This is a genomic window from Streptomyces sp. NPDC127129, assembly GCF_042671585.1.
Lineage (GTDB): Bacteria > Actinomycetota > Actinomycetes > Streptomycetales > Streptomycetaceae > Streptomyces.
The window spans coordinates 170,156-181,903 of sequence record NZ_JBHXTV010000006.1 but is presented as its reverse complement, the minus strand read 5'-3'; the positions used below and the strand labels follow the sequence as shown (position 1 = coordinate 181,903).

General features: G+C 69.4%; 11 protein-coding genes. 5 read left to right on the top strand and 6 right to left on the bottom strand.

Features of this window, described 5'->3' with window-relative positions:
• The 5 genes from ACFVGW_RS13830 (at position 1) to pknB (ending at position 7,261) form a co-directional block, all read left to right on the top strand.
• Entirely contained in the window at positions 1-522 is a 522-nt protein-coding gene (locus ACFVGW_RS13830; RefSeq protein WP_352187252.1) for an FHA domain-containing protein, read from the top strand.
• A 168-nt stretch (positions 523-690) separates the two neighbouring features.
• Positions 691-2,202: a Stp1/IreP family PP2C-type Ser/Thr phosphatase gene (locus tag ACFVGW_RS13825; RefSeq protein ID WP_385852097.1), complete on the top strand. Its 1,512-nt coding sequence runs from the start codon at positions 691-693 to the stop codon at positions 2,200-2,202.
• A 26-nt stretch (positions 2,203-2,228) separates the two neighbouring features.
• Positions 2,229-3,659, top strand: coding sequence for an FtsW/RodA/SpoVE family cell cycle protein (locus ACFVGW_RS13820; RefSeq protein ID WP_352187250.1), 1,431 nt, complete (start codon positions 2,229-2,231; stop codon positions 3,657-3,659).
• Positions 3,656-5,122, top strand: a complete 1,467-nt coding sequence (locus ACFVGW_RS13815; protein WP_385852096.1) for a peptidoglycan D,D-transpeptidase FtsI family protein — start codon at positions 3,656-3,658, stop codon at positions 5,120-5,122. The genes ACFVGW_RS13820 and ACFVGW_RS13815 overlap by 4 nt, the downstream gene beginning before the upstream one ends.
• A gap of 153 nt (positions 5,123-5,275) precedes the next feature.
• Positions 5,276-7,261, top strand: coding sequence for a Stk1 family PASTA domain-containing Ser/Thr kinase (pknB, locus tag ACFVGW_RS13810; protein ID WP_385852095.1), 1,986 nt, complete (start codon positions 5,276-5,278; stop codon positions 7,259-7,261).
• A gap of 125 nt (positions 7,262-7,386) precedes the next feature.
• On the opposite strand, the gene ACFVGW_RS13805 is transcribed toward pknB, so the two are convergent.
• Genes ACFVGW_RS13805 through ACFVGW_RS13780 form a run of 6 tightly spaced genes read right to left on the bottom strand, consistent with a single transcriptional unit; the run spans position 7,387 to position 11,631 of the window.
• Positions 7,387-8,061 carry a class E sortase gene (locus ACFVGW_RS13805; protein WP_383294544.1) on the bottom strand — a complete coding sequence of 225 codons (675 nt, stop codon included), beginning with the start codon at positions 8,059-8,061 and terminating at the stop codon, positions 7,387-7,389.
• A gap of 45 nt (positions 8,062-8,106) precedes the next feature.
• Positions 8,107-9,294, bottom strand: coding sequence for a class E sortase (locus ACFVGW_RS13800; protein ID WP_385852094.1), 1,188 nt, complete (start codon positions 9,292-9,294; stop codon positions 8,107-8,109).
• Positions 9,291-9,929 (bottom strand): aminodeoxychorismate/anthranilate synthase component II, encoded by a 639-nt coding sequence (locus ACFVGW_RS13795; protein ID WP_352187245.1) that lies wholly within the window; start codon positions 9,927-9,929, stop codon positions 9,291-9,293. The genes ACFVGW_RS13800 and ACFVGW_RS13795 overlap by 4 nt, the downstream gene beginning before the upstream one ends.
• Positions 9,926-10,096 carry a hypothetical protein gene (locus tag ACFVGW_RS13790; RefSeq protein ID WP_260228500.1) on the bottom strand — a complete coding sequence of 57 codons (171 nt, stop codon included), beginning with the start codon at positions 10,094-10,096 and terminating at the stop codon, positions 9,926-9,928. The genes ACFVGW_RS13795 and ACFVGW_RS13790 overlap by 4 nt, the downstream gene beginning before the upstream one ends.
• A gap of 55 nt (positions 10,097-10,151) precedes the next feature.
• Entirely contained in the window at positions 10,152-10,844 is a 693-nt protein-coding gene (locus tag ACFVGW_RS13785; RefSeq protein WP_383308817.1) for a class E sortase, read from the bottom strand.
• A 19-nt stretch (positions 10,845-10,863) separates the two neighbouring features.
• Complete coding sequence (locus ACFVGW_RS13780) at positions 10,864-11,631, bottom strand: DUF881 domain-containing protein (RefSeq protein ID WP_352187243.1); 768 nt, start codon at positions 11,629-11,631, stop codon at positions 10,864-10,866.
• Between the last annotated feature and the right edge of the window lie 117 nt (positions 11,632-11,748).

Here is an 11,748-nt window from a genome sequence, read left to right as displayed (position 1 = left end):
ATGTCAGAGCTGACCCTGACGGTCATGCGGCTGGGTTTCCTGGCCGTTCTGTGGCTGTTCGTGATCGTGGCCGTCCAGGTCATTCGGAGCGACCTGTTCGGCACACGTGTCACGCAGCGCGGTTCGCGCCGCCAGGACGCCCGGCCGCAGCAGAATCCGCGCCAGGCGGCGACGCCGCCTGCCCAGCGCGGACAGCAGAACACGGGCGGCGGGCGCCAGCGCCGCGGCGCGCCGACCAAACTCGTCGTCTCCGAGGGGACGCTGACCGGCACGACGGTCGCCCTGCAGGGGCAGACCATCACGCTGGGCCGCGCCCACGACTCGACGATCGTGCTGGACGACGACTACGCCTCCAGCAGGCACGCGAGGATCTACCCGGACCGGGACGGCCAGTGGATCGTCGAGGATCTCGGGTCCACCAACGGTACGTATCTCGACCGGACCCGACTCACCACCGCCACGCCGATTCCGCTGGGCGCGCCGATCCGCATCGGCAAGACCGTCATCGAGCTGCGGAAGTAGTACGACAATGAGCGAGCGGAGCGAGCGGGCCGACGCGGTCCCCACGACGGACCGCGCGGCGGACCGTCAGGTCCGGGCCGCGTACCGGCACGGGCTCCCGACCGGAGGGTGGGCAGTGTGGCTCGAGACCGGCTGTACCCCGAGGCGACGCCGACAGGGCAGGTGCGCATGAGCCTGTCACTGCGCTTCGCCGCCGGGTCGCACAAGGGCATGATCCGCGAGGGCAACGAGGATTCCGGTTACGCCGGGCCCCGGCTGCTCGCCATCGCCGACGGCATGGGCGGCCAGGCCGCCGGTGAGGTCGCCTCCTCCGAGGTGATCTCCACGCTCGTCACCCTCGACGACGACGTGCCCAGCTCCGACATCCTCACCTCGCTCGGTGCCGCGGTGCAGCGGGCCAACGACCAGCTGCGGCTGATGGTCGAGGAGGACCCCCAGCTGGAGGGCATGGGCACCACGCTCACCGCCCTGCTGTGGACGGGTCAGCGCCTCGGTCTCGTGCACGTCGGCGACTCGCGCGCGTACCTGCTGCGCGACGGTGTCCTCACGCAGATCACGCAGGACCACACATGGGTCCAGCGGCTGGTCGACGAGGGCCGGATCACCGAGGAGGAGGCCACCACCCACCCGCAGCGTTCGCTCCTGATGCGCGCTCTGGGCAGTGGTGACCACGTCGAACCGGATCTGTCGATCCGCGAGGTCCGGGCCGGCGACCGCTATCTGATCTGTTCCGACGGGCTGTCCGGAGTCGTCTCCCACCAGACGATGGAGGACACGCTCGCCAGCTACCAGGGCCCGCAGGAGACCGTGCAGGAGCTGATCCAGCTCGCGCTGCGCGGCGGCGGCCCCGACAACATCACGGTGATCGTCGCCGATGTCCTCGACGTCGACGGCGGCGACACCCTCGCAGGGCGGCTCAGCGACACCCCGGTGATCGTCGGCGCGGTCGCCGAGAACCAGGTGCAGCAGTCCGACGGCGGGGCGATGCAGACCCCGGCCGGCCGGGCCTCCGGTCTCGGCCGCCCGGCGCCGCACCAGCAGCCGCCCGGTGGGCACGCGCCGCAGGGCTTCGGCCCGCCCGGCAGCGGTGACGACCACGGCTACGGCGGGATGCCGCCGCAGGGCTCCTTCGGCGCCTACACGGACGAGAGCTTCGACAAGTACGAGAAGTTCGAGAAGCCGCGCACCGGCCGCAAGTGGCTGAAGCGCAGCTTCTTCCTGATCCTCGCGCTCGCCGTGGTCGGCGGGGGCGTGTACGGCGGCTACCGCTGGACGCAGACGCAGTACTACGTCGGCTCCAACGAGGAGCACGTCGCGCTCTACCGGGGTATCAGCCAGGACCTGGCGTGGGTGTCGCTCTCGGACGTGGAGAAGGACCACCCCGAGATCGAACTCAAGTACCTCCCGCCGTACCAGCGCAAGCAGGTCGAGGAGACCATCGCGGGCGGCAGCCTCGGCAAGGCCCAGACGAAGATCGCTGAGCTGTCCGTGCAGGCCTCGGCCTGCAAGAAGACCGAGCAGCGCCGCGAGGCCGCGGAGAAGTCCGCGGACCAGGCGAGCAAGCCGCCCGCCGACGGCGCGACCACGCCCGAAGACAAGCCCGCCACAGCCGCTCCCTCCCCGGGCCCCACCCTCACGGAGGACGAGCAGAAGCTGGCCTCGAACTGCGGCAAGCAGTAAGCACCCGTAGGGGGCCTTTCACCACCATGAGCGTTGTCACCAACACGACCACCATCGGCGCGATCGAGGCGCCGAGCCGCCGGAACACCGAGCTGGCGTTGCTCGCGTTCGCCGTCGCCATCCCGGTCTTCGCGTACCTGAACGTCGGTCTCGCGATCGACGGGAAGGTGCCGGCGGGGATGGCCGGCTACGGCCTCGGCCTCGGCCTGCTCGCCGGCGTCGCGCACCTCGTGGTGCGTAAGTTCGCCCCGTACGCGGACCCGCTGCTGCTGCCCCTGGCGACCCTGCTGAACGGGATGGGCCTGGTGCTGATCTGGCGCCTGGACCAGTCGCCGCGCATCATCAACCGGTACAAGACGTTCACCCCGGACGCTCCGAGCCAGATGCTGTACTCGGCGATCGCCGTCGCGATGTTCGTGGGCGTGCTGCTGATCCTGAAGGACCACCGGGTCCTCCAGCGCTACACGTACATCTCCATGGTGGCGGCCCTCGTCCTGCTGCTGCTGCCGCTGGTGCCGGGCCTCGGCGCCGACGTGTTCGGCGCCAAGATCTGGATCAGCGTCGCCGGCTTCTCCATCCAGCCCGGTGAGTTCGCCAAGCTCGTCCTCGCCGTCTTCTTCTCCGGCTATCTGATGGTGAAACGGGACGCGCTGGCGTTGGCCAGCCGCCGGTTCATGGGCCTCTACCTGCCCCGTGGCCGTGACCTCGGCCCGATCCTCACCATCTGGGCCGTCAGCCTTCTGATCCTGGTCTTCGAGAACGACCTCGGCACCTCGCTGCTGTTCTTCGGCATGTTCGTGATCATGCTGTACGTGGCGACGGAGCGGACCAGCTGGGTCGTCATGGGTCTGCTGATGTCCACCGCCGGTGCCGTCGTGGTCGGCTCGACCGCCAGCCACGTGCAGTCCCGTGTCGCTGCCTGGCTCGACCCCTTCGAGTGCCTGAAGACGGCTCCCGAGGGCTCCAACATGGCGGCGGCCTGCGACCAGATGAGCCAGGTACTGATGTCCTTCGGCTCCGGCGGCATCCTCGGCACCGGTCTCGGGCAGGGCAACTCCGACCTGATCGGCTTCGCCGCCAACTCCGACTTCATCTTCGCCACCGTCGGCGAGGAGCTCGGCCTGACCGGCGTCATGGTCTTCCTGCTCCTGTACGGCCTGATCATCGAGCGCGGTGTCCGTACCGCCCTCGCGGCCCGCGACCCGTTCGGCAAGCTGCTCGCCATGGGCCTGTCCGGCGCCTTCGCGCTGCAGATCTTCGTCGTCGCGGGCGGTGTGATGGGCCTCATCCCGCTGACCGGTATGACCATGCCGTTCCTCGCGTACGGCGGTTCCTCCGTGATCGCCAACTGGGCTCTGATCGGAATCCTGATCCGGATCAGCGACACCGCGCGCCGCCCGGCGCCCGCCCCCGCCCCGTCCCCCGACGCCGAGATGACCCAGGTGGTCCGTCCGTGAACAAGCCCCTGCGCCGGGTCGCGATCTTCTGCGGCCTGCTGGTCCTCGCCCTGCTGATCCGGGACAACTGGATCCAGTACGTCCGTGCCGACGAGCTGAACGCCCACCCGAAGAACAGGCGCGTCACGATCGAGCGGTACGCGAACGAGCGCGGCAACATCATCGTGGACGGCAAGCCGATCACCGGCTCGGTCGACTCCCAGGACCCGTACTACCGGTTCAAGCGGACCTACACCGACGGTCCCATGTGGGCCCCGGTCACCGGTTACGCCTCGCAGGCCTACGACGCCAACCAGATCGAGAAGATCGAGGACGGCATCCTCACCGGCAACGACGACCGGCTCTTCTTCGACCGCACCCTGTCGATGTTCACGGGCGACAAGAAGAAGGGCGGCAACGTCGTCACGACGCTGAGCGGCGCCGCCCAGAAGGCCGCCTTCGAGGGCCTCGGCGACAAGACCGGCGCGGTCGTCGCCATCGAGCCCAAGACCGGCAAGATCCTCGCGCTCGCCTCCACGCCCTCGTACGACCCCTCGACCTTCGCCGGCTACTCCGGCAAGGACGAGAAGGCCTGGCTGGCGCTGGAGAAGGACAAGAACAAGCCGAAGCTCAACCGCGCGCTCCGCGAGATCTACCCGCCCGGCTCCGTCTTCAAGGTCGTCACGGCGGCCGCGGCGCTGGAGAACGGCAAGGTCACCGACATCGACGCGCCGACGGACACCCCCGAGCCGTACAAGATCCCGCTCTCCACGCGGAACATGGTCAACCACGCCGGCGGGTGTGAGAACGCCAGCCTGAACGAGGCGCTCCGGGTCTCGTGCAACTCGGTCTTCGCCAAGCTCGGCGACGACGTCGGCCGCGACAAGATGGTCGAAATGGCCGAGAAGTTCGGTTTCAACGCCGAGCAGTTCACCCCGGTCCGCTCCGCCGCCTCCGTCTACGACAAGCAGATGGACCGCGGCGGGAACGCGCTCTCCTCCATCGGTCAGTTCAACACCGCGACCACGCCGCTCCAGATGGCCATGGTGGCGTCCGCGGTCGCGAACGACGGCAAGCTGATGAAGCCGTACATGATCGACAAGCTGGAGTCCCCGAACGTCGACGTGATCAAGCAGAACGAGCCGGAGGAGATGAGCCGCCCGGTCTCCGCGGAGACGGCGCAGAAGCTCCAGCAGATGATGGAGAACGTCGTCTCCAAGGGCACCGGCGCCAAGGCCGACGTCAAGATGGACGGCGTCAAGGTCGGCGGCAAGACGGGCACCGCCCAGCACGGTGAGAAGAACTCCAAGCGCCCCTACGCCTGGTTCATCTCCTACGCCAAGACCGACCAGGGCTCCCCGGTCGCCGTCGCCGTCATCGTCGAGGACTCCGAGGGCACGAACCGTGAGGACATCTCCGGTGGCGGCCTCGCCGCCCCGATCGCGAAGGCCGTGATGAAGGCGGTACTGAAGACCAGGAGCTGAGCTTGCGGCCGGGAACCGGCCAGGTACCGGTCAGGTATCAGGTGCCGGTCGCGGGCGGATCGCCCTCCCGTGGCCGGTAGCCTTTGCGCGAACAGCACACCGCCGGACCACACACGGGTGCGGTCGGGACAGACGGAGAGGGCTGGATCAGTTATGGAAGAGCCGCGTCGCCTCGGCGGCCGGTACGAGCTGGGCTCGGTGCTCGGCCGTGGTGGCATGGCAGAGGTCTACCTCGCCCACGACACCCGGCTCGGCCGCACCGTCGCCGTGAAGACGCTGCGGGCCGACCTCGCCCGCGACCCGTCCTTCCAGGCCCGGTTCCGCCGTGAGGCCCAGTCGGCCGCCTCGCTCAACCACCCGGCGATCGTCGCGGTCTACGACACCGGCGAGGACTACGTCGACGGGGTCTCCATCCCGTACATCGTGATGGAGTACGTCGACGGTTCGACCCTGCGTGAGCTGCTTCACTCCGGGCGCAAGCTGCTGCCCGAGCGCACGCTCGAGATGACGGTCGGCATCCTCCAGGCGCTGGAGTACTCGCACCGCGCCCAGATCGTGCACCGCGACATCAAGCCGGCGAACGTCATGCTGACGCGGACCGGTCAGGTCAAGGTCATGGACTTCGGCATCGCGCGCGCCATGGGCGACGCGGGCATGACCATGACGCAGACCGCCGCGGTCATCGGCACGGCCCAGTACCTCTCCCCGGAGCAGGCCAAGGGCGAGCAGGTCGACGCCCGCTCCGACCTGTACTCCACCGGCTGCCTGCTGTACGAGCTGCTGACCGTCCGCCCGCCGTTCGTGGGCGACTCCCCGGTCGCGGTCGCGTACCAGCACGTACGCGAGGAGCCGCAGCCGCCGAGCAACTTCGACGCCGAGATCACGCCCTCGATGGACGCCATCGTCCTCAAGGCGCTGGTCAAGGACCCCGACTACCGCTACCAGTCCGCCGACGAGATGCGCGCCGACATCGAGGCCTGCCTCGACGGCCAGCCCGTCGCGGCTGCCGCGGCGATGGGCGCGGCGGCGTACGGCGGCGGGTACGGCAACGGTTACGGCGGCTACGCCCCGGACGACCAGCCGACGACCGCGCTGCGCCAGACCGACCCGGCCGGCCAGACGTCCATGCTGCCTCCGGTGAACCCGGACGACGGCGGCTACGGCTACGACGACCGCCCGGACCGCCGGCGCCAGAAGAAGTCGAACACCTCGACGATCCTGCTGGTCCTCGCGGGCATCCTGGTCCTGGTCGGCGCGATCCTCATCGGCCGCTCGATCTTCGACGGCAAGGACGGTACGGCCCAGGTCGTCGTCCCCTCCCTGGTCGGCCAGACCCTCCAGGAGGCCGAGATCCGGGCGAAGAACGCCCAGGTGAAGGTCGCGCAGTCGGGATCCGAGCGATGCGACCAGCCCAAGGGCAAGATCTGCAGCCAGACGCCGGTGGCCGACGGCACGGCGAAGATGAACCTCGACGAGACGATCTCCGTCGTCATCTCCGAGGGCGCCCCGCAGATCGAGGTCCCGGACGTGCTGGAGAAGTCCCAGGAGAGCGCCGAGCAGCTCCTGAAGGACAAGGGCTTCAAGGTCGTCGTCAAGCAGGAGGAGTCGGAGGAGGACCTGGGCACGGTCCTGCGCCAGAACCCCGACGGCGGCTCGAAGGCGGAGCAGAACTCCGAGGTCACGATCACGGTGGCGAAGCAGAAGAAGTCGCAGCTCCCGGACGTCACGGGCCGGCTCTTCGACCAGGCCGTCCAGGACCTCAAGACGCTCGGCTTCGAGAACGTCGCCCGTCAGGACGTCGACTCGGACCAGCCGGTCAACACCGTCATCGGGATGAACCCGCAGGGCCCCTCGAACCAGGCCAAGGACGTCCAGATCACGCTGAAGGTCTCCAAGGGCCCGCAGCAGACGCAGACGACCATCCCGACGGGCCTGACGGGCAAGAAGTTCGAGGAAGTGAAGCAGCAGCTGGAGGCCCTGGGCCTGCCGGTGCAGCAGACGGGCTCGGACAAGAACGACGCCATCGTCATGGGCACCAACCCGCCCGAGGGCAGCCCGGTGAACCCCGGCACGACGATCACCGTCTTCACGGCGGGCGGCGGCGGCGGTGGCAACAACGGCGGCGGCTTCTTCGACTAGCGGCCGCGCGAACCGTACGCACCGAGACGGGAAGGGCCCCGGCATCCTCGTGGATGCCGGGGCCCTTCCCGTCCGCCCGCCGGTGAGTCGCGCAGTCGCACCGGCGCCGGTCAGCTCACCTCAGCTCAGCTCAGCTCCGCGGGGGGTGTCCGCTCCGCGTCGACCTTCTCCGTGCGGACCAGTTCGCCCCACACGATGAAGCGGAAGTCCGAGGTGTACATCGGCGTGCACGTCGTCAGCGTGATGTAGCGGCCCGGCTTCGACTTGCCCGATTCCTTCGGGACCTGCTGGAGGACGTCCACGTTGTACTTCGTCGTCTCCGGCAGGGTCTTGTAGACCTTGTAGACGAACCACGTGTCCTTGGACTCGAAGACGATCGGGTCGCCGTTCTTCAGCTTGTGGATGTTGTGGAACTTCGCCCCGTGCCCGTCCCGGTGCGCCGCCAGCGTGAAGTTGCCCTGCTTGTCCTGCGGGAGGGCCGACTTGATCGGGTCCGTGTAGTAGCCGGCGACGCCGTTGTTCAGCGTCTTGCTGTCGGTGCCCTTCTTGACGAGTATCTCGTCCCCGCCCATCGCCGGGACGTGCAGGAAGCCGATGCCGTCCTTGGTGTCCAGGGCGCCGGGCGCCGACGCCCAGTTGTCGCGGACCTGGTCGCCGTCCTTGTCGGCGGCGCGGTCGGCGAGGACGTTGGTCCACCAGAGCGAGTAGACGACGAAGAGACCGAGCACCAGGCCCGCGGTGATGAGGAGTTCGCCGAAGACACTGACGACTCCGGCGATCCAGTTGCGCACACGTGCCACTGCGTCGTCCCGTTCTGAAGTGTGTGGTCGTGGATCCGTAGGGTCTCAGCCTACGAGCGCGTCCGGCTTCCCCTTGCTGCGCGGGCGTTCCTCGACCATCTTGCCCCACACGATCATGCGGTACGTACTGGTGAATTCGGGCGTACAGGTCGTCAGCGTGATGTACCGCCCGGGCTCCTTGAAGCCCGACTGCTTCGGCACCGGTTCGATGACCGACACGTTCGACGGCGCGGTCTGCGGCAGGATGCTCGCCATCTCGTACGTGTAGTAGGCGTCCTGGGTCTCGACGACGATCGGGTCGCCGGGCTGCAACTGGTTGATGTACCGGAACGGTTCGCCGTGCGTGTTGCGGTGCCCCGCGACCGCGAAGTTGCCCTCCTTGTCGCCGGGCATCGCCGTCTTCAGCTTGCCCTCGCCGTAGTGGCCGACCATGCCGCGGTCCAGGACCTTGGGCTTGCTGATGCCCTCGGCGACGGGGACGACCACGTCCAGCTTGGGGATGTACATGATCGCGAAGCCCTGTCCCGGCTCGAACGCGCCCGGCGTCCGTTCCCCTCCCCTGGACCAGGAGTCCTCTATCTGCCCCTTGGCCTGGTTCGCCTGCTGCCCGGCCCGTACGTTCGTCCACCACAGCTGGTACGTGACGAAGAGCAGCATGACCACGCCGAAGGTGATGAACAGTTCGCCCACCAGCCGGCTCGCGACGACACCGACGCTGTCCTTCGCCGCCCTGGCCGCCCGTCGGGCCTCGACGCGGGACAGCGGGGCGGCAGGGGTGGTCCCGGCGGCGGATGCGGCGGGCGGTGCGCCCCGGCGCCCCTTGCCCTTGGCTCCCTTGCCCCGGGCTGCGCGCCGGCGCTCGGCCCTGCCGGGGCCCGGAGGTGGCGTCACAGCCGGCTCCACGGCCCTCAGAGCCATCGTTTCCCCGTGGGGCTCATGAGACCCGTAGGGCGCGTCCGAAGGCTCGTACGAGGCCTCCAGGGGCTCCTGCGGGGGCTCGTACGGCACATCCTGTGTCTCGTACGGCACATCGCGCGTCTCGTACGGCGCGTCCCGGTGCTCCGGCGCAGGCTGCCGCGCCTCGGCGGCGCCGTCCGGTATCGCCTCGTACGGATGCGCGTACTCGGCGTACGGAGCGGAGTGCGCCGTCGCGTACGGCGTCTCCTCCGGTGTCGATCCCGGTTCCGGTCCCGGCTCGTTCGTCGCCCGGAACCACGGCGACCCCGCCGTCACGCGACGGCCTTGCCCACCACCGGCGCGAGCCCCGCCGACCTGCCGATCGCCCCCCTGTCGCCGCACTGCTCCAGCCAGTTGGCGAGCATCAGGTGGCCGTGCTCGGTGAGCACCGACTCGGGGTGGAACTGCACGCCCTCGACGGCCAGATCACGGTGGCGGAGCCCCATGATGATGCCGTCCTCCGTCCGGGCGGTGACCTCCAGCTCCGGGGGCACGGTCGTGGGCTCGGCGGCCAGCGAGTGGTAGCGCGTCGCCGTGAACGGCGACGGAAGGCCCGCGAAGACGCCCTTGCCCTCGTGCGTGACGAGGGAGGTCTTGCCGTGCAGCAGCTCGGGGGCGCGGTCGACGACGCCGCCGTACGCGACGGCCATCGACTGCATGCCGAGGCAGACCCCGAAGACCGGCACCCCGGTCCGGGCGCAGTGGCGCACCATGTCGATGCAGACACCGGCCTGTTCGGGCGCGCCGGGCCCGGGCGAGAGCAGGACGCCGTCGAAGCCGTCCTGGGCGTGGCTCAGTTCGACCTCGTCGTTGCGCAGCACCTCGCACTCGGCGCCGAGCTGGTAGAGGTACTGGACGAGGTTGAAGACGAAGCTGTCGTAGTTGTCGACGACGAGAATCCGCGCGCTCACTGGCCGTCCACCGTCACATCGTTGAACGGAAGCAGCGGCTCCGCCCAGGGGAACACGTACTGGAAGAGGGTGTAGACGACCCCCAGGACGAGGACGAGCGAGATGATGCCCCGGACCCACGCGTTGCCCGGCAGATGCCGCCAGATCCAGCCGTACATGACGTCCACTGCCCCTTCCGTTCGTTACGGGCACCAGAGTACGGGGCGAAGGAGGCGTGAGGGGTCAGCCCGTCAAAGCCCGTGGCTTGCCCTGCGTCACAGGCTGGGTCGCGTCGAGGTGGGCCCAGGCGATCAGCCGGTGGCTGCTGCCCCACTCCGGCTCGCAGGTGGTGAGTGTCAGATAGCGGCCCGGACCGTCGAAGGCGGCCGCGTCCTTCCGCAGTGGGCGGGGCACGGGGTCGATCACACCGACGTCGGTGGGGACGGTCCGGTACGGCGCGCGGGCGATCCGGTACGTGAACCAGGTGGTGCCGTCGGTCAGGACGACCGCGTCACCCGGCCGCAGCCGGGGGAAGTCCTTGAACGGATCTCCGTACGTGCGCCGGTGGCCGGCCACGGAGAAGTTGCCAGTCTCGCCGAGCCGGGCGGTGGCGGCGTAGTGGCCGAGGCCCTGCTTCAGGACGGCGGCCGAGGTGCCCTCCAGGACGGGCCACTCCCAGTCCCCGCCGAGCCGGGGGATGTACATGACGGCGATGCCCCGGCCGCTCGCGTACGGCTTCGGGGGCGGCGCGGCCGGGGCGGCGCCGGGGACGGGCCGCTCCACCCACTCCCGCTCCAGGGTGTCGATCTGACCGGCGGTCGCGCTCTCCGCCTGGACGCCGGTCCAGTGCAGCAGGTACACGACGAAGAGGACGATCACGGTCCCGGCGGTGATGCACAGCTCGCTGAACGTCCTGACGATCAGTCGCACCGCCACCGGCCGGGCCTCCCCGCAGTCAGCTCACAGGCTTCGCGTAGTGGAGATCCACTGTGCCGGAGTAGCCGGGCAGAGTCATCGCCTTGTGCTCGTCGACTTTCCAGCCGAGTCCGTAGGCCTTCACGTACAGCTGGTAGTTCTGCACGGCCGGCGCGTCGGCGAGCGCCTTGGTCAGCTTCTCCCGGTCACCCACGGCGGTGATCTTGTACGGGGGTGAGTAGACCCGGCCCTGGAGGATCAGGGTGTTGCCCACGCAGCGCACGGCGCTGGTCGAGATGAGCCGCTGGTCCATGACCTGGATGCCCCGGGCGCCGCCCTGCCAGAGCGCGTTGACGACGGCCTGGAGGTCCTGCTGGTGGATGACGAGGTCGTTGGCCTGCGGCTCGGGGTAGCCGGGGGCCGCCTGGGCGTTCGGCGGGGCGTCGTTCAGGGTGACCGTCAGACCCTGTCCGGAGATCGCGGTGGTGCCGGCGGCCGTCTCCAGGGCGCGCAGCTTGGCGTCCTCGGCGCGCGTGGAGCCGTCGTCCCGGGCGGCGAGGGCGTCGACCTGGCCGCGCAGCGCGGCGGTGGACTCGTCCAGGCCGGCGTTCTTGTGGCTGCGCTCCTCGATGAGGTCGGAGAGCCGCAGCAGCGAGGCGTCGGTCCGGATGTTCGTACCCTTGGCAGTGTTGAAACTGGTCACGAAGATCAGCCCGGCCAGGGCGAAGACGGCAGCGGTCAGCACCCGGACGGGGCGCCACCTGGTGGGTCGGCCCGGCCCGGGGGAAGAGTCGGCAGAATTGCTCAACGTACCCTGATCCCCTTCGGTGCCGTGGAACCACTACGCTAACGGACGCCCGGGGGACGCAGTGGTCCTCCTACGTCACCCAGCCGTCCCGCCCCGGCGCCAGCCACAGTTCCCTGC

What these genes read in the sequence shown, in the direction of transcription:
- pknB (WP_385852095.1), top strand. Translation starts at nt 5,276, where the DNA reads ATGGAAGAGCCGCGTCGCCTCGGCGGCCGGTACGAGCTGGGCTCGGTG.
- ACFVGW_RS13825 (WP_385852097.1), top strand. Translation starts at nt 691, where the DNA reads ATGAGCCTGTCACTGCGCTTCGCCGCCGGGTCGCACAAGGGCATGATC.
- ACFVGW_RS13820 (WP_352187250.1), top strand. Translation starts at nt 2,229, where the DNA reads ATGAGCGTTGTCACCAACACGACCACCATCGGCGCGATCGAGGCGCCG.
- ACFVGW_RS13830 (WP_352187252.1), top strand. Translation starts at nt 1, where the DNA reads ATGTCAGAGCTGACCCTGACGGTCATGCGGCTGGGTTTCCTGGCCGTT.